We start from the raw sequence: 17,393 nt of genomic DNA on the forward strand, positions 1-17,393 counted from the left end.
AGATCGTGTCGCCGCAGCGTCCGCTCAGCGCGCGGTCACCCCTGCGGGCGGATGATCCCGTTGTCCGGTGCGGACACGTCGTACTCGACCTTCGAGCCCTTGTCCCGTGCTGCGTGGTCCTGCACCAGGGCGGCCAGGAGCGTCGCCTTCGCCGCGGACTCGTCCGGGCTCCCCCACACCACGCTCGACCCGTCGCTCATCGTCAGCGTCACGTCGTCCGAGGTCGACGCTGCGATGCCGGACACCTGGTCGCGCACGCTGGCGGGCATCGCCAGCACGACCTCGGTCATCGTGCGGAACACCGTGCTGCCGAGCGCCGCCCGGCCGATGTCGGCCACGGGCATGCCGTCCGGCCGCTTCGTCGTCGACTGCACGACGATGCCGGCCGGGTCGACCAGGTCGAACGTCTTCCCGGACTGCACCGCGACGACCGGGGTCCGCTCGGTGACCGTGACGACGAGGGTGTGCGGCGGCTCCTCCTCGGTCACGTAGCTCTCGATCAGCGGGAAGCCCGCGATCCGCTGCTGCACCTCGTCGAGGTCGATGCGGGCGAGCGGCGTGCCGATCTGACCCGACAGCGCCGCACGGACCTGCGCGGCGTCGACCCGGTCGGTGCCCTTCACCTCGATGGTCTGCAACGCCATCAACGGCGAGAACACCGCGACGAGGATCGACACCACGAGGACGACGACGACACCGCCCGCCGTGATCCACGCCGCGCGACGGTGCCGGGAGCGGCGGGTGAACCGACGGACCTCGGCGCGCTCGAGCAGTCGGCGACGCTTGCGGGCGACACGGGCCTCGCGGGCGGTCTCGGCAGCGCGGACGCGGGCACCGATCGGCGTCTCGTGCGGCACGTGGGTGGACACCGGGGCGTCGATCACGTCGGTGCGGGTACCGGCACCCGGACGGGAGGGACGACCCGGCTCCGTCACGTCGGCATCCGTCGCGGCGGCACCCGGCGCGCCGACACGGGTCGGCTCGTCACCGGTCAGGCGTCGGTCCAGCGGCACCGGCGCGGTCAGGCGGTCGTCCAGCGTGTGGTCGTCCTCCGTCAGGTCGACCTCCGGGAGGTCCGGCAGCAGCGCGTCGAGCCGATCGGGGACGTCAGACGCGGGGGTGGACGCGGCCACGTCGTCGCGGGGAACCGGTGTGCGCGAGGCACGCCGGGCCTCCCGGGCACCGCTCAGCGCTGACCGGAAGCCGCCGCCGCGAGCCGGACGTCCGCCCCCGGCCGCGCCGTCACGACCGTCCGGGCCGGTGGACCGCTCGTCGGCCCCGCCCCGGTCGTCGAAGCCCTCGGGGCGCTTCACCGGCCTGCGGCTCCGGCGTCGTCGGAGGTCTGCAGGGCCGTGAGGACCTGCGGGATGATCCGGTACACGTCACCGCAGCTCAGGGTCATGATGATGTCGCCCTCCCGGGCGACCGCAGCCGCACGGGCCGAGGCCTCGGCCCAGTCGGGCAGGTAGTCGACTCGGGCCTGGTCGGCGAAGCGCTCCTGCACCAGGGCGCCGGTGACGCCGGGCTCCGGGTCCTCACGCGCACCGTAGACGTCGAGCACCACCGTGTGGTCCGCCAGGTCCTCGTAGACCTTCGCGAAGTCGGCTGCCATCAGCCGCGTCCGCGAGTACAGGTGCGGCTGGTGGATCGCGATGATCCGGCCCTCGCCGACCACGTCGCGGGCGGCGTGCAGGGCCGCGGCGACCTCGGTCGGGTGGTGGGCGTAGTCGTCGTACACCGAGACGCCGCGCTCGACGCCGTGCAGCTCGAACCGCCGCTCGGTGCCACCGAAGGCCTCGATGCCACGGACCGCGTCGGCCGGCTCGACACCGAGCCCGACGAGCACCGCGAAGGCGCCGACCGCGTTGACGGCGTTGTGCCGACCGGGCACACGGAGGGCGATGTGGTGGCTCGCGCCGTCCCAGCGGAGGTCGACCGTCACCCCGGCCCCCTCGGTGACCCGCTCGATGCGGACGTCGGCGCCCTCGGCCTCGCCGAAGGTGACGATCTCCGGAGCATCGGGACGGGCACGGATGCCCTCGGTGACGCGGACCGCGCCGGCGTCGTCACTCGACACGACGACACGCTCGCGGGCCTTCGCGGCGAACTCGACGAACGCGTCGATGAAGGCCTGCTCGCTGCCGTAGTGGTCCAGGTGGTCGGGGTCGACGTTCGTGATGAGCGCGATCGCGACGTCGTAGAGCAGGAACGAGCCGTCGGACTCGTCCGCCTCGACGACGAACAGCTCGCTGCTGCCCGGTGCCGAACTCGTGCCGAGCGACTGGATGACGCCCCCGTTGACGAAGCTCGGTTCCAGGCCCAGCTCGACGAGCGCGGTCACGATCATCCCGGTCGAGGTCGTCTTGCCGTGTGCACCGGCGACCGCGACCAGGCGGTGCTCGGAGATCAGCGCGGCCAGGGCCTGCGAGCGGTGCAGCACCGGCAGTCCACGACGCTGCGCCTCGAGGAGCTCGGGGTTGTCCGGCCAGAGGGCACTGGTGACGACGATCGTGTCCGCGTCACCCACGTTCGACGCGTCATGACCGATCCGGACCTCGGCACCGAGCTCGCGCATCCGGCCGGTCGTCGCGGTCTCCCGCGAATCGCTGCCGGTGACGCGGTGTCCGGCGGCCAGGAACATCCGCGCGATGCCGCTCATGCCGGACCCGCCGATGCCGACGAAGTGCACCGTGCCCAGGTCGTCGGGGATCGGCTGGGTGAGGTCCGGCTTGATGGTCATGCTTCCTCCGTGGTGCTGCTGGTGCGGCGTCGACTGCTGGTGCGGGCGGCGCTGAGGACGAGTTCCGTCATCCGGTCGGCTCCGTCGCGGTGTCCGACACTGCCGGAGCGGACGGCCATGTCCGCGATGCCGGCACGGTCCTCCAGGATCGTCAGCAGCTGCAACGTGATCCAGTCCGGCGTGAATTCCTGGTCGGCCACGAGCACCGCTCCCCCGGCGGCGACCACGTCGCGGGCGTTGTGCCGCTGCTCGCCGTTGCCGACCGGGTACGGCACCAGGACGCTCGGCAGTCCGACCGCGGTGAGCTCGCAGACCATGCCGGCACCGGAGCGCGAGACGACGAAGTCCGCCGCGGCGTACGCCAGGTCCATCCGGTCGCAGTACGGCAGCACGTGGTACCCGTCCAGGTCGCTCGGGCCGATGTCCGACGCGGCACCGACGACGTGCAGGATCTGCCAGCCCGCGCCGAGGATCGTCGCCGCAGCCTGGTTGACGGTGCGGTTGATGCTCCGCGCGCCCGACGAGCCACCCGTGACGAGCAGCACCGGGCGGTCCGGGTCGAGGCCGAACTCGGCGAAGCCCGCCGCACGCTCGGCGCGACGGTCGAGCCGCTCGATCTCCCGGCGCAGGGGCATGCCGACGACCCGGGAGTGCGGCAGCCTGGTGTTCGAGAAGGTCACACCGACGTGGCTCGTCAGGACGGCGGCCATCCGGTTCGCCAGCCCCGGCTTGGCGTTCTGCTCGTGCACGACGATCGGCGTGCCGGTCCGCTTCGCCGCGACGTACGCCGGCGCCGCCGCGTACCCACCGACGCCGAGCACGACGGCGATCTCGCGCTCGCGGATGATCTGTTCGGTGCGCCGCACCGCCGACCAGAAGGCGCCCGGGAACCGCAGCGCGGCACCGTTCACCTTCCGCGGGAACGGCAGGCGCGGGATCGTCACGAGTTCGTACCCGCGCATCGGGACGAGCCGGGACTCGAGCCCCTCGGCGGTGCCGAGGACCAGGACCTCGTCCTCCGGGGACCGCTGGGTCAGTCGGTCGGCGACCGCGAGCAGCGGGTTCACGTGTCCGGCGGTCCCGCCGCCGGCGAAGAGGAAGCGGCTCACCGCAGGGCTCCGTTCCGTGTCCCGGGTTCCGGGACGGTGGTGCCGCGCACACTGCCACCGGAGCGGCTGGGCAGGTCACGGGCGAAGGACAGCACGACCCCGATGGCGACGAGCGTCATGATGAGCGCCGATCCACCGGCTGAGATGAGTGGGAGCGGCACACCGAGCACCGGCAGGAGCCCCAGCACGACCGCGATGTTGACGAGCGCCTGCCCGATCACCCAGGCGAGGACGCCGCCGGTGACGGTGCGGACGAAGGGATCCGGCGACAGGCGGATGACCCGGATCATCCCGATCGCCAGGACGACGAACAGGGCCAGCACGACGACCGCGCCGATCAGCCCGAGCTCCTCACCGACGATCGCGAAGATGTAGTCGTTGTCCGCCTCGGGCAGCCACGACCACTTGAGCTTCGAGTTGCCGAGACCGACGCCGAACACCCCGCCGGACGCCAGCGCCCACATGCCGTGGACGGGCTGCCAGCAGAGGTCCTGCGCCTGGTTCGAGTCGGTGCAGCCGGAGAGCCACGCGCTGATGCGGGACTGCCGCGAGCTGGAGGCCATGGTCACGACCGGCAGCATGACCGCGATCGCCACGACCCCCACCGCGAGGTGCCGCAGGCGGACACCACCGACGAACAGGCTGCCGAAGACCAGGATCATCATGATCATGGCCGTGCCCTGGTCGCCGCCGACCAGGACGAGCCCGATCGAGACGGCGGTCGCGAGCCCGACGGGGATGAAGACCTCACGCCAGTCGTGCAGCTTCTCGCGCTTGCGGAACAGCACCGCGCCGATGCCGAGCACCAGGGCGAGCTTGAGGATCTCGGACGGCTGGGCGGTGAACCCGCCGATGCCGATCCAGTTCCGGTTGCCCTGGACCGAGATGCCGATCGGGCTGAACACCAGCAGCTGCAGGACGAGCCCGACACCGAGGATGCGCATCGCCCAGCGGCGCCAGAACTCGGCGGAGAGCCGGCTGACCACGAGCATCAACGGCACGCCGATGAGCGCGTACAGGCCCTGCTTCGCGAAGGCGCCGAAGAAGCCGTGCTTGTACCGGTACTCCTCCACGCTCGACGACGACAGGACCATCACGACGCCGAAGACGACGAGGAAGAGCGTGACGCCGAGGATCATGTAGAACGTCGTGGACTCGGCCACGAAGACGTTCTTGACGGCCACGACCGCGCCGTTCGAGCGACGGCGGGCACCGTCCACCCCGGAACTCACGCGGGCGCCGGCTGCGGCTCCCGCTGCGCCGGCACGGGCCCGGGCACTACGGCCGTTCGCCGGCAGATCCGTCGGTGTCGCCATCGGCGTCGCCTCCCAGGTGCTCGTGGACCGCTGCCGCGAAACGTTCGCCCCGGTCGGCGTAGGAACCGAACTGGTCGAAGGACGCGGCGGCCGGGGCGAGGAGGACCGTGTCGCCCGGCCTCGCGACCGATGCGGCATGCCGGACCGCCTCGGGCATGACCTGTTCAGTGTCCAGCGCTTCCACCTGCAGCACCGGGACCGTCGGCGCGTGTCGTGCGAATGCCTCCAGGACGGGGGCCCGGTCGGTGCCGATCACGACGACGCCACGGACCCCGGGCCCGAAGCGCTCCACCAGGCCGTCGATGTCGACGCCCTTGAAGAGCCCGCCGACGATCCACACCACGGAGTCGAACGCCGACAGCGAGGCGGTGGCCGCGTGTGGGTTCGTCGCCTTCGAGTCGTCGACCCAGGTGATGCCGTCGGCACTGGCGACCGACTCGGTGCGGTGGTGGTCCGCGCGGAAGGCCTGCACGGCGGAACGGATCGCGCTCGGCGGGACGGACCCGGCCCGGGCGAGTGCCGCGGCGGCCAGCACGTTGGCGGTCATGTGCGGGCTGTCGAGCCCGGCGGTCTCGAGGTCCGCGACGGTCGCGAGCTCCAGCGCGCTGTTCCGGCGGTCCTCGCCGAAGGCACGGTCGCAGAGCACGTCCTCGACGACCCCGACGTCGCCGGGGGCCGGCACGCCGAGCGAGAAGCCGACCGCACGGCAGCCCTCGACGACGTCAGCGTCCTCCACCATGCGGCGGGTGACGTCGTCGGCGGTGTTGTAGACGCACGCCAGGACGGTCCGCTCGTAGACCTTCGCCTTCGCCGCGCGGTAGGCCTCGGCGGACCCGTGCCACTCCAGGTGGTCGTCGGCGATGTTGAGGCACGCCGAGGCGAGGGGCACGACGGCACCCGGCCCCTCGGACGCCATCGAGTGCAGCTGGTGGCTGGACAGCTCGACCACCAGGACGTCGAAACCCTCCGGGTCGCGCACCACGTCGAGCACCGGGACTCCGATGTTGCCGCAGGCGACGGCACGCAGTCCGGTGGCGGCGAACATCGCCGTGGTCAGCTGCGTGGTGGTGGTCTTGCCGTTCGTCCCGGTGATCGTCACCCACGGAGCGGCGACCGGGCCCTTCACCACCTTGTCGCGGACGCGCCAGGCGAGCTCGATGTCGCCCCAGACCGCGCCGTGCTCGTGTGCCCAGACGACGGTGGCGTTGTGCGGCGGCAGGCCCGGCGACACGACGACCAGGTCGGGTGCCTGCTCGACGAGTTCCGCGGGCACCGTGTCGAGCGGCGTCTGCACGAAGCGCGCACCGATGACGTCCAGCAGCTCGACGCTGTCGGCGGGGGCGTCGGTCGAGTAGACGACGACGTCGCTGCCGAGTTCGGCGAGGGTGTCCGCCACCGAGAACCCGGTGGCGCCGAGGCCGAGCACGGCGACCCGCAGCCCCTTCCAGCCCTCGGAGTGCCAGCTGTCGAGACCGTTCAGGCGTTCGCTCATTGGACTCGTGCGATCCATTCCAGGTAGAACAGTCCGACCCCGGCCGCGACGCAGAGCCCCGCGATGATCCAGAACCGGACGACGACGGTGACCTCGGCCCAGCCCTTGAGCTCGAAGTGGTGGTGCAGGGGGCTCATCCGGAAGATGCGCTTGCCGTGCGTGATCTTGAAGTACGCCCGCTGCAGGATGACCGAACCGGTGACGATGAAGAACAGGCCGCCGATCAGGATGAGCAGCAGCTCGGTACGGCTGAGGATCGCCAGACCGGCCAGCGCGCCGCCGAGCCCGAGGGAGCCGGTGTCGCCGAGGAAGATCTGCGCCGGCGACGTGTTGTACCAGAGGAAGCCGATCAGGCCGCCGCAGACCGCGGCCGCGACGACCGCCAGGTCGAGCGGATCCGTGACGGTGTAGCACGCGTGCTTCGTGCTCTCGTCGATCCGGGCGCCGCCACAGATCTGGTTCGACTGCCAGAACCCGATGATGACGTAGGACCCGATCGCCAGGATGCTCGACCCGGTCGCCAGGCCGTCGAGCCCGTCGGCGACGTTGACGCCGTTCGAGGTCGACACCGTGAGCAGCACGATCCACGCCAGGAACAGGATCGTGCCGATGACCGTGCCGAGCGCCATGAAGTCGAGCCACGGGACGTCCCGGATCGCCGAGATCATGGTCGACGCCGGCGGCTTGCCGCTGTCGGCCGGCACGACGAGGGCGATGGTGGCGAAGACCACACCGACGATGACCTGCCCGAGGACCTTCGCCCAGCCGCCGAGCCCGAGGCTCCGCTGGCGTCGGACCTTGAGGAAGTCGTCGACGAAGCCGACGACGCCGAGCCCGACCATGAGGAACAGGACGAGCAGCCCGGACAGCGTCAGCGGGTCCCGACCGACCAGGTGTCCGACGAAGTAGCCGAGCACCGCGCCGAGGATCAGGACGATGCCGCCCATGGTGGCGGTGCCGCGCTTGGTGTGGTGCGACTGCGGACCGTCGTCACGGATGAACTGCCCCCACCCGAGTCGGTGGAACAGCTTGATGAACAGCGGCGTGAGCAGCAGTGTGAACACCAGCGACACAGCGCCGGCGACGAGGAGCGCGATCATTCGGGGACACCTCCGAGGCGGTCGCCGAGGAACCGCAGCCCGGCCGACTTCGAGGACTTGACCAGGACGACGTCACCCGGACGCACGAGTTCCTGGAGGGCACGGACGGCGTCGTCGACGTCCTCGATGAACACGGACTCGCCGTCCCACGATCCCTCGAGGGTGGCGGCCTGGTGGATGGGCATCGCACCGCGGCCGACGACCACGAGCTGTCCGATGCCGAGCCGGACGACGAGTCGACCGATCGTGTCGTGCTCCTCCACCGAGAACTCCCCGAGCTCGGCCATCTCGCCGAGGACGGCGACGGTGCGCTCCCCCGGTCGGACGACCTGCGCGAGCGTCCGCAGTGCGGCGGCTGTCGAGTCGGGTGAGGCGTTGTAGGCGTCGTTGATCACCGTGACCCCGTCCGGGCCCTGCAGCAGCTCCATGCGCCAGCGCTCGGCACGCGTCATCGACGCGAGGGCCTCGGCACCGTCGGCGAGCGGCACACCCCAGAGGTGCGCCACCGTCAGGGCGGCGGCCGCGTTCATCGCGTGGTGCTCCCCGAGGATGGCGAGGCGGACGTCGACGGTCTCGAGGACGTCGGACGGGCCTCCCGTCAGGTCGTCGGGTGTCGGTGCGGCGTCACCGACGGGAGGCGCGGTGAGCGTGAAACGGGTGCCCTCGCGGTCCGTGGTGACCCCGCTGATGCGGTAGTCCGCCGCGGCGGACGTGCCGAAGCCGACCACCCGGGCGTCGGTGCGCCCGCGCATCCGCGCCACGCGGTCGTCGTCGACGTTGAGGAGTGCGGTCGCGGTGGCCGGGAGGTCGGTGACCATCTCGGACTTCGCGCGCTCCGTGGCCTCGATCCCGCCGAACTCGCCGGCGTGGGCGAGACCGACCTTCAGCACGACACCGACGTCGGGCTCGGCGATGCGGACGAGCTTCGCGATGTGGCCGATGCCGCTCGCGCCCATCTCGACGACCAGGAACCGGGTGCCCGTCGTGATGCGGAGCATCGAGATCGGGGCACCGACGTGGTTGTTGAACGAGCCCTCCGGCGCGACGGTCTCGCCGGCGCGGGACAGGATCGTGCGGAGCATGTTCTTCGTGCTCGTCTTGCCGTTCGAGCCGGTGATGCCGACCACTCGGAGTGACCCGCCGGCGCGGACGCGTGCAACGACCTCGTGCGCCAGGGCGGCCAGTGCGGCGTACCCGTCGGCGACGACGATCTGTGCGGTGGCGGAGTCGGCGGGCAGGTCGACGGCACGCTCGGTGACCACCAGAGCGGCACCTGCGGCGGCGGCGGCCGGCACGAAACGGTGTCCGTCGGTCTCCTCACCGAGCAGGGCGAAGAAGACGCTGCCGGGGGCGACGAGCCGCGAGTCCGTCTCCACCGAGCCGTCGACGATGGAGTCAGCGGCACCGCGGACGAGTTCGCCGTCGACCGCGGCGGCGATCTCGGCGAGGGTCAGCGCGATCATCGGGCGTCCTCCGCCGGGCCGGAGTTCGGTTCCCAGCCGGCTTCGCGGAGTGCGGCGCGGGCTTCGTCACGTGCCGAGTACGGCGTCCGGACGCCCTGGATGTCGCGGTAGTCCTGGTGGCCGGGGCCGGCCCAGAGGATCGAGTCCCCCTCGCCGACCAGCGCGACCGCGGCACGGATGGCGGCCTCGGGCGGGCTCACCTCGTGGATCTCGTGCTCCGGGTACGCGTCGCGGGCTGCGTCCACCAGGGTCTTCCGGATCGACGCGGCGTCCTCGAACCGCGGGTGGTGGTCGGTGACGACGAGGATGTCCGACCCCTCGGCGGCCACCCGGGCCATGTCCGCGCGCTTCGTCGTGTCGCGGTCACCGTCGGCGCCGAACAGCATGACGACCTTGCCGGGCGTGAACTGGCGGACCGCGGCGAGGGTGTTGAGGAAGGCGTCCGGGCTGTGCCCGAAGTCGACGTAGACGCTCGGGCCGGAGTTGCCGGAGACGCGCTCGGTGCGACCGGGCAGGTAGCACTCGATGGCGCTGACGACGGTGCCGTCCCGCTCGTCGGCGTAGGTGCGGTGGTTCGTCTCGAGCGCGTGCGCGATGGCCCCGAGCTCGAACCCGCCCTCGACGAGCATGACGATGGCGAGGGCGGCGTTGGCCGCCATGTGCCAGCCGATCAGGGGGACGCGGGTGGTGAGCTCGCGGCCCTCCGGTCCGGTCAGGCGGAACTCGGTGTAGGCGGCGTGGGCCTCGACGATGTCGACGTGCCACTCGGCCTCGACCTCGGGGTGCACGGTGATGGTGGTCACCGGGATCCGGCTGTCCTGGACGACGCGCTGACCCCAGTCGGTGTCGAGCGAGACGACACCGCGGCGGCCGTGCTCCGGCTGGAACAGCGGCAGCTTCGCCTGGAAGTACTCCTCCATGTCGGCGTAGTCGTCGAGGTGGTCGTGGCTGAGGTTCGTGAAGGCCACGACGTCGAAGACGATGCCGTCGACGCGGTGCCGGCTGAGGGCCTGGGCGCTGACCTCGACGGCGACGGCGCGGACCTCGCTCTCGCGCATCCGGGCGAGGAGGGCGTGCATCTCGCTGGCCTCGGGCGTGGTGAGCCGACTGGTGACGCTGAGCGAACCGATGTGGCGCTCGGCGGTCGAGCTCAGGCCGGTGACCAGGCCGAGCTGCTTGAGGACGCCTTCGAGGATGTACGAGGTGCTGGTCTTGCCGTTCGTCCCGGTGACGGCGAAGAGCTGCGGCAGCTCGGCCTCGTCCGGGTTCGTTCGGTACACCCACGCGGAGACGTCACCGAGCGCTGCCCGGGGGTCGTCGACGACCAGGACCGGCAGGCCGGACGGCTCGGCGACCGCCACGCCGTCGGCATCGGTCAGCACGGCGACCGCACCGCGCTCGGCGGCGTCGGCGGCGAACTCGGCGCCGTGGCGGTTCGCACCGTGGACGCCGACGAACAGGTCACCGGGCTGCACCTCGGCGGCGCTGAGGGTGACGCCGGTCGTCTCGACGCCGTCGAGCGACCCGACGACCCGGAGCCCGAAGGCGTTCGCGAGTTCGGCGACCGGCCGCGGGGTCGGGTGTTCGGGCCGGAGGACCGGGGGGATCCGTGCTGACAAGTGCTCCTTCTTCCTCACCACGTGGACGGGTCGGCCTACCAGGTCGACGGGTAGGTCCGTGCCTGTGTCGTGGAGGGGGCGACTCGGTACTTCTCGAGCACCTGGGACATGAGTGTGCGGAACGCCGGAGCCGCTCCGCTCGACCACTTGGTGGCCTGCGGCTTCGTGAACGTCACCGTGACAACATACTGGGGGTCTTCGGCGGGGGCCATTCCGGCCACCGAGATGATGCGATCCGCGCCGTAGCCCTTCGCTCCGTCGGCGACCTCGGCCGTTCCGGTCTTCGCGGCGATGTTGTAGCCGGAGATCGGCTTCATGCCGACGAGGGTGCCGCCGGTCACCACGCTCTGCAGCATGTCGACCGTCTGGGTCGCGGCGGCGGCCGACACGACACGCTTGCCCTGCACGTCGGGCGCGTCGATGGTCGTGCCGTCCTCGGTCTGGCAGCCCTTCACCATGTGCAGCGGGATCCGCACACCCTGGTTCGCGAGGGTCTGGTAGATGCTCGAGACCTGCATGGCCGTGGTCGAGATGCCCTGGCCGAACATCGAGTTGATGTCGGTCTGCTTGTCCCACTGCGGGCTCGCGCCGTAGTTCATGGTGGGCTGGCCCGGGTAGTCGATCGCCGGCTCGGGCTCGAACAGGCCGAACTCGCGCATCACGTCGTACCGCTGCTGTGTCGTCAGCTTCGAGCCGAGTTCCGTGATGCCGACGTTCGAGGAGTCCCGGAGGATGCCGGTGAGCGTGAGGTTCTCGGTGGGGTGGAGCTCGGAGTCGTGGATGGTGCCGCCCCAGGGGAACGTCCGGGAGTACGGCACGACGGCCTGGGTCGTCGGGCTCGCCAGCCCCTTGTCGATGAGGGCGGCGGCGATCGCGGCCTTGATCGTCGAACCGGGCTCGTAGGCGGCGGTCAGGGCTCGGGAGCCGTAGGCGCCCGGGTCCTTCGTCGCGTCGACGTCGTTCGGGTCGACCGTCGGGTAGTCCGCGACGGCCAGGACCTCGCCGGTCTTGGCGTTCACCACGGTGGCGGTGGCGGACTCGGCCCTGAGCTGCTGCGCGGCGTCGGCGATGTCCTGCGACGCCATGTACTGCAGGTCGCTGTCGATCGTGGTGACGAGCGTGCCGCCGTCCTTCGCGCGCTTCTGGGTCACGGTGCTGCCGGGCAGCTGCACGCCGTCCTCACCGCGCTCGTACGTCTCGGAGCCGTTCGTCCCGGCAAGGCACTTCTGGTACGCCAACTCGAGGCCGGCCTGGGCACCGTCGGTCCCCATGAAGCCCGTCACGTTGCCGGTGGCTGCGCCGGTGGGGTAGGACCGTGCGGCCTGCTGCTCCGGGTAGAGCCACGGCACCTGCAGGGCGCGGACGGCCTCGTAGTGCGCGACGTCGATCCCCTTGACCAGGTACGCGAAGTCGGACTTCGGGTCGGCGGCGATGTTCGCCTGCATCGCGGCGACGTCGCCGCCGGAGGCCTTCGCGATCGCGCTGAGCGCCTGGTCGACCGAGATCTCCTTGACGCGGGTCCCGCCGAGCTTGCCGTCGAAGGGCTTCACCAGTCGCGGCGACGTCGTGATGTTGTACCGGACCACGCTCTCGGCCAGGGCCGTGCCGTCACGGTCGACGATCGTGCCGCGGGTGCCGTAGAGCGTCACCGGGATGCTGCGCTTCGACTCGGCGGCCTTCGACAGCTCGTCGGCCTGGACCACCTGGATGTCGACCAGTCGGACCACGAACACCGCGACGAGCGCGATCACGGCGATCATCACGACGCTGTAGCGCAGTCGTCGGTTGCGGAGCGTCTTCGTCACGAGCGGCCTTCCCGGGGTGGTGCTGAGCCCTCGGTCACCGGGTCGTGGGTGCCTGGAGCTGGTTCGCGTCGGACTCTACGGAGGACTTCGTCGAACCCTGGTCCGACGCGCTGGATGCCCCGGCCTTCCCAGTGTCGGCAGGTGCCGTCGCGGCCGGTGCGGCGGAGGCCGGTGCGGCGGAGGCCGGCGCACCGGCGGCCGGCGCACCGGCGGCCGGAGCAGCCGTGCTGTTCTCCTTGCTCGTCGCGGTGTCGCCCGGCTTCGCGGCGAGCGGGACGTCGCCGAGCAGGGAGTTCGGGACCTGGTTCGCGGTGTTGCCGGTCGCCTCTTCCGGTGTCGCCGGCGTCGGCGTGCCGTAGACGGTGCCGGTCTTCGGGTCGAGGTACACCGGCGTCGAGTTCGCGATCATGCCGAGGGCCTGCGCGTTGCGGGCCAGGTTCTGTGGCGACTCGAGCACCTTGAGCCCCTCGGACAGGGACGCCTGGGTCCGCGTGAGTCCGGTCTGCTCGGTCTTCAACGAGCTGAGCGTGTAGGCGCCCTGGCTGAGCCCCATGCTGATGCCGAGCTGGGCCAGGAGCAGCAGCCCGAGCGCGGCGATCGCGACGATGGCGTAGGCCACCCGCGGTCGGGCACGGCGCTGCGCCCTGGTCGGGGTGACCTCGACGAGCTCCGGGCGCTTCCGCTCGGGTCGGCCGTGGTCCGGACGCGGCGCGCGCGACGGGGCGACGGCAGGGTCGACGAGTGCGAGGTTCGTGCTCATGTCACTTCCGGATCCGCTCGGCCGCGCGCAGGCGCACGGGGGTAGCTCGGGGGTTGGCGGCGCGCTCGGCCTCGTCGGCCTGCTCGGCGCCCTTGACGACCAGGGCGAAGGTCGGTGCGTGCTCGGGGAGCTCCACCGGCAGGTCCGCCGGGGCGCTGGAGGTGGTCCGTTCGACGAGGGCGCGCTTCACGATGCGGTCCTCGAGCGACTGGTACGACTCGACGACCAGGCGGCCGCCGACCCGGATGCGGTCGAGCGCGGCGGGGATCGCCCGCTCGAGGACGCTGAGTTCGGTGTTGACCTCGATCCGGAGCGCCTGGAACACCCGCTTGGCCGGGTGCCCCTGCCGCTGGATCGCGACCGGGGTGGCGTCGTGGAGCACCTGGACGAGGTCGCCGGACATCGTGAACGGCTGCTCGGCCCGGCGTTCGACGATCGCCTTCGCGTACCGGCCGGCGAGCTTCTCCTCGCCGTAGCGCTGGAAGATCCGGCGCAGTTCGCGCTCGTCGTAGTCGGCGAGGACCTCGGCGGCGGTGATGCCCTGCGTCCGGTCCATGCGCATGTCGAGCGGGGCGTCCTGGCTGTAGGCGAAGCCGCGCTCGGCACGGTCGAGCTGCAGCGACGAGACGCCGAGGTCGAAGAGCACACCGTCGACCGCGTCGATGCCGAGGCCGTCGAGCGCCTCCGGCAGTTCGTCGTACACGGTGTGCACGAGGTGCACGCGGTCGCCGAAGCGGGCGAGCCGCTCCCCCGCGATGCCGAGGGCGTCCGTGTCGCGGTCGAGCCCGACGAGCGTGAGCTCCGGAAAGCGCTCGAGCAGGCCCGCCGAGTGCCCGCCCATGCCGAGCGTCGCGTCGACGACGACCTTGCCCGGGCCGTCGAGCGTCGGCGTGAAGAGGTCGACGATCCGCTCGAGCATCACGGGGGTGTGCGGGAACTTCTCCGGTGCTGCCATGTGCGCCCCTGGACTCCTGGGCCGTGGGTCCGGATCCCCATCCATGCGACCTGACACCGGGGAAGGTGTGTCAGGGCGGACGGCTGGGAGTCTCGATCCACGGATCAGAAGATCCCCGGGATCACCTCCTCGTCGTTCTCGGCGAAGGCCTCTTCGGTCTCCGCGTAGTAGGCCTCCCACGCACTGGTCGACCAGATCTCGGCGCGGTCACCGCTGCCGATGACCGTCAGGTCCCGCTCGAGCCCCGCGTACTCGCGGAGGTTCTGCGGGATCGTGACGCGGTTCTGCTTGTCGGGCTGTTCGGCGCTCGCTCCGGAGAGGAACAAGCGCATGTAGTCACGGGTCCGCTTCGACGTCATCGGCGCCTGGCGGATCCGTTCGTGGAGTTCCTCGAAGGTCCTGGCGCTGAAGACGACCACGCACCGTTCCTGGCCACGGGTCATGACGAGACCGCCGGAGAGTTCGTCCCGGAACTTGGCGGGCAGGATCACGCGACCCTTCTCGTCGAGCTTCGGGGCATGGGTACCGAGCAGCACTCGGGGCCTCCCCTCAGCTCCACCGGTCTTCGTCTCGCCCCACGGTACTCCACTTCCCTCCACTTCGCTGCTCCAGCGCACCACTCTCAGCCTCCGGCACCCCTTCTGGGGGCACTCACGGACCGACAGATGCCGCTCGATCCGCGCAACCACGGGCCTCCCGTCCGAGTGGAGCGCAGTGGAGGGATCCGGGCGCGCAGAACACCGGTGTTCGTCCATCACGCCGCGTCATGCGGCGGCGCCGAACCCGGACACCGGTGTCGTGCAGTCAGGAAGGTCCGCGCCGGGCACGAAAAAACGGGGCCGGCCTGGGAAGGCCGACCCCGTGGAGGAATGTGGAGGAACTAGTCCTGCTGGTTGCGCTTGTCCCAGCGCTCGTTCATCCGGTCGATGAAGGAGCCGCCGGAGGATCCGCGAGCCGGTCGTGCTCCGGTCCGGGCGGAGCGCGCGGACGCCGACGCGGCACGCGCCGGACGGGCCGTCGGGGTCCGACCACCCGGGCGGAGGGCGAAGAGCACCCCGGCCAGCATCACGACGAAACCGAGCACACCGATCAGGGGCTGCTTGATGACGAGCCCGAGGACGATCACACCGACGCCGACGAGACCGATCAGGACACCGATCGTGATCGCGGTGTACGTCGGACGGCCCTGGCGGCGGGTGACGCGCGCCACGAAGTCGGAGTCGTTCTGGTAGAGGCTCCGCTCCATCTCTTCGAGGAGGCGCTGCTCTTGCTCCGAGAGTGGCATCTTGGTTCCCTCTGGTTCCTGGGATCGACGCGGTGGAAGGGGTGGATCGATCTTACGACCGGACCACCCACTAAGGTAAGGACCGTGGCTGAGAGTACGCGATTAGTGGACCTCGTCTCGGCGCGGATCGATCGGGCTCTCGACGAGCAGCGCGACCGCCTCGCGGCGATCAGTCCCGACCTGGTCTCCTTCGACACGTTCGCCCGTGACCTGCTGTCCGGCGGCAAACGGTTCCGGGCGCTGTTCTGCTACTGGGGTTGGCAGTCCGTGGCGGGCCGTTCGGGCTCGTTCGACCCACTGTCGGAAGGCGCCCGACAGACCACGGCCGAGGCGATCGTCACCGCCGCCGCCGCACTCGAGGTCTTCCACGCCGCAGCCCTGGTGCACGACGACATCATGGACCGTTCGGACACCCGTCGCGGGCGTCCGGCAGCGCACCGCCGTTTCGAGTCGCAGCACGCCGACTCCGGCTGGGTGGGCGACCGCGCGCTCTACGGCACGAACGCCGCACTGCTCCTCGGCGACATGCTGCTCTCGCTCAGCGACTCCCTCTTCGACGAGGCCCTCGCGCTGCTCGACCCGGTGCGCGCGCGGATCGTCCGCCAGGAGTTCCACACGATGCGGCTCGAGGTGACCGCGGGTCAGTACCTCGACATCCACGAGGAGACCGCCTGGCCGACGGTCGACGACGCCGAACAGCTCGTCCGGGCGCAGCGGGTGATCGTCTTCAAGTCCGCGAAGTACTCGGTCGAGGCACCGCTGCTCATCGGCGCGCTCATCGCGGGCGCCAGCGAGAGCCAGCTCGACGGCCTCCGGTCGTTCGGACTCCCCCTCGGCGTGGCGTACCAGCTGCGAGACGACATGCTCGGCGTGTTCGGAGACCCCGAGGTCACGGGCAAGCCCGCCGGCGACGACCTCCGCGAGGGCAAGCGCACCGTGCTCGTCGCGACCGCCCGCAAGTCCCTCCCGGTCGGTGCCCGCCAGCTGCTCGACGAGCTGCTCGGCGACCCGGACCTCGACGACGACCAGGTGCAGATGCTCCGCGCGACCCTCACCGACTCCGGCGCGGTCAGTGCGGTCGAACGCTCGATCGAGCGGCACGTCCAGCGGGCGAAGGCCGCGCTCGACGCGTCGCCGCTGACCCCGTCGGCCCGCGAACAGCTCGCCTCGCTCGCGGACACGGTCAGCCGCCGCTCCGCCTGATCCGGCTCGACCTTGATCCGGCGCGACCCCGTACAGACGGGAGGCCCGACACCAGCTGGTGTCGGGCCTCCCGTCCGTCGGTCGGTCGCGTCGGCCGGTGCTACAGCAGCGACTGCGCGGCGCGCCGCACCTCGGCCTTGCGGTTCGCACGGAGCGCGGCGATCGGCGTCGTCCCCATCGCGTCGTCCTCGGTGAGCATCCACCGGACGGCCTCGTCGTCGGTGAGCCCGTTGTCGCCGAGGACGATCAGGGTGCCGCGCAGCGAGGGCAGCGGTTCGGTGTCGTCGAGGAACTCGCTCGGGACGCGCAGGACGCCGTCCACGCGGGCGGGCAGCAGGGTCCGCTCCTCGAACAGGCGATGGACGCGGCCGGGGCTCACCCCCAGCAGCTCGACCAGGTCGGGCACGGTCAGCCAGCGTTCGGACAGGGCGTCGTCTCCGGGAAGGGCAGCACTCACGGGTCCCATCGTGCCAGAGCCGGGCGGACCCGCGCAGCACCCGGGGGGCGCGAGCCCGTCGAGCACGCCCGATCCGGCTCGATCGAGTC

The 17,393-nt window shown here is 71.2% G+C and carries 15 protein-coding genes; 1 reads left to right on the forward strand and 14 read right to left on the reverse strand.

Going from position 1 to position 17,393, the window contains the following annotated elements; translation table 11 throughout:
- Window positions 1-35 precede the first annotated feature (35 nt).
- The 13 genes from DEJ24_RS05455 to DEJ24_RS05515 all read right to left on the reverse strand — a co-directional run bounded on the left by DEJ24_RS05455 (window position 36) and on the right by DEJ24_RS05515 (window position 15,644).
- Window positions 36-1,313 (reverse strand): FtsQ-type POTRA domain-containing protein, encoded by a 1,278-nt coding sequence (locus tag DEJ24_RS05455; RefSeq protein ID WP_111077633.1) that lies wholly within the window; start codon window positions 1,311-1,313, stop codon window positions 36-38.
- Window positions 1,310-2,740: a UDP-N-acetylmuramate--L-alanine ligase gene (murC, locus tag DEJ24_RS05460; protein WP_111077634.1), complete on the reverse strand. Its 1,431-nt coding sequence runs from the start codon at window positions 2,738-2,740 to the stop codon at window positions 1,310-1,312. The genes DEJ24_RS05455 and murC overlap by 4 nt, the downstream gene beginning before the upstream one ends.
- Window positions 2,737-3,849, reverse strand: coding sequence for an undecaprenyldiphospho-muramoylpentapeptide beta-N-acetylglucosaminyltransferase (murG, locus tag DEJ24_RS05465; RefSeq protein WP_111077635.1), 1,113 nt, complete (start codon window positions 3,847-3,849; stop codon window positions 2,737-2,739). Before murG ends, murC begins: the two co-directional genes overlap by 4 nt.
- Window positions 3,846-5,165 carry a putative lipid II flippase FtsW gene (gene ftsW, locus DEJ24_RS05470; RefSeq protein WP_111077636.1) on the reverse strand — a complete coding sequence of 440 codons (1,320 nt, stop codon included), beginning with the start codon at window positions 5,163-5,165 and terminating at the stop codon, window positions 3,846-3,848. The genes murG and ftsW overlap by 4 nt, the downstream gene beginning before the upstream one ends.
- Window positions 5,128-6,657: a UDP-N-acetylmuramoyl-L-alanine--D-glutamate ligase gene (murD, locus tag DEJ24_RS05475; protein ID WP_111077637.1), complete on the reverse strand. Its 1,530-nt coding sequence runs from the start codon at window positions 6,655-6,657 to the stop codon at window positions 5,128-5,130. The genes ftsW and murD overlap by 38 nt, the downstream gene beginning before the upstream one ends.
- The gene (gene mraY, locus DEJ24_RS05480; RefSeq protein ID WP_110903093.1) at window positions 6,654-7,757 is read right to left on the reverse strand and encodes a phospho-N-acetylmuramoyl-pentapeptide-transferase; all 1,104 of its coding nucleotides are present in this window, start codon (window positions 7,755-7,757) and stop codon (window positions 6,654-6,656) included. The genes murD and mraY overlap by 4 nt, the downstream gene beginning before the upstream one ends.
- On the reverse strand, window positions 7,754-9,220 hold the full coding sequence (gene murF, locus DEJ24_RS05485) for a UDP-N-acetylmuramoyl-tripeptide--D-alanyl-D-alanine ligase (protein ID WP_111077638.1): 1,467 nt from the start codon (window positions 9,218-9,220) through the stop codon (window positions 7,754-7,756). Before murF ends, mraY begins: the two co-directional genes overlap by 4 nt.
- Window positions 9,217-10,839, reverse strand: a complete 1,623-nt coding sequence (locus tag DEJ24_RS05490; protein WP_111077737.1) for a Mur ligase family protein — start codon at window positions 10,837-10,839, stop codon at window positions 9,217-9,219. Before DEJ24_RS05490 ends, murF begins: the two co-directional genes overlap by 4 nt.
- A 35-nt stretch (window positions 10,840-10,874) precedes the next feature.
- Window positions 10,875-12,644, reverse strand: coding sequence for a penicillin-binding protein 2 (locus DEJ24_RS05495; protein WP_111077639.1), 1,770 nt, complete (start codon window positions 12,642-12,644; stop codon window positions 10,875-10,877).
- Window positions 12,645-12,678: 34 nt separating this feature from the next.
- Complete coding sequence (locus DEJ24_RS16800; RefSeq protein ID WP_181436529.1) at window positions 12,679-13,404, reverse strand: hypothetical protein; 726 nt, start codon at window positions 13,402-13,404, stop codon at window positions 12,679-12,681.
- Between the two features lies 1 nt (window position 13,405).
- A complete protein-coding gene (gene rsmH, locus DEJ24_RS05505; protein ID WP_111077641.1) occupies window positions 13,406-14,359 on the reverse strand; it encodes a 16S rRNA (cytosine(1402)-N(4))-methyltransferase RsmH in 954 nt (317 codons plus the stop codon).
- A 104-nt stretch (window positions 14,360-14,463) separates the two neighbouring features.
- On the reverse strand, window positions 14,464-14,895 hold the full coding sequence (mraZ, locus tag DEJ24_RS05510; RefSeq protein WP_110903088.1) for a division/cell wall cluster transcriptional repressor MraZ: 432 nt from the start codon (window positions 14,893-14,895) through the stop codon (window positions 14,464-14,466).
- A 344-nt stretch (window positions 14,896-15,239) separates the two neighbouring features.
- Window positions 15,240-15,644: a DUF3040 domain-containing protein gene (locus DEJ24_RS05515; protein ID WP_111077642.1), complete on the reverse strand. Its 405-nt coding sequence runs from the start codon at window positions 15,642-15,644 to the stop codon at window positions 15,240-15,242.
- Between the two features lie 84 nt (window positions 15,645-15,728).
- Here DEJ24_RS05515 and DEJ24_RS05520 point away from each other — a divergent pair, with 84 nt between their 5' ends.
- Complete coding sequence (locus tag DEJ24_RS05520; protein WP_111077643.1) at window positions 15,729-16,847, forward strand: polyprenyl synthetase family protein; 1,119 nt, start codon at window positions 15,729-15,731, stop codon at window positions 16,845-16,847.
- 100 nt (window positions 16,848-16,947) lie between these two features.
- On the opposite strand, the gene DEJ24_RS05525 is transcribed toward DEJ24_RS05520, so the two are convergent.
- A complete protein-coding gene (locus tag DEJ24_RS05525; protein WP_258374599.1) occupies window positions 16,948-17,304 on the reverse strand; it encodes an Rv2175c family DNA-binding protein in 357 nt (118 codons plus the stop codon).
- Between the last annotated feature and the right edge of the window lie 89 nt (window positions 17,305-17,393).

Source organism: Curtobacterium sp. MCPF17_001 (assembly GCF_003234615.1).
Classification (GTDB): Bacteria; Actinomycetota; Actinomycetes; order Actinomycetales; family Microbacteriaceae; genus Curtobacterium.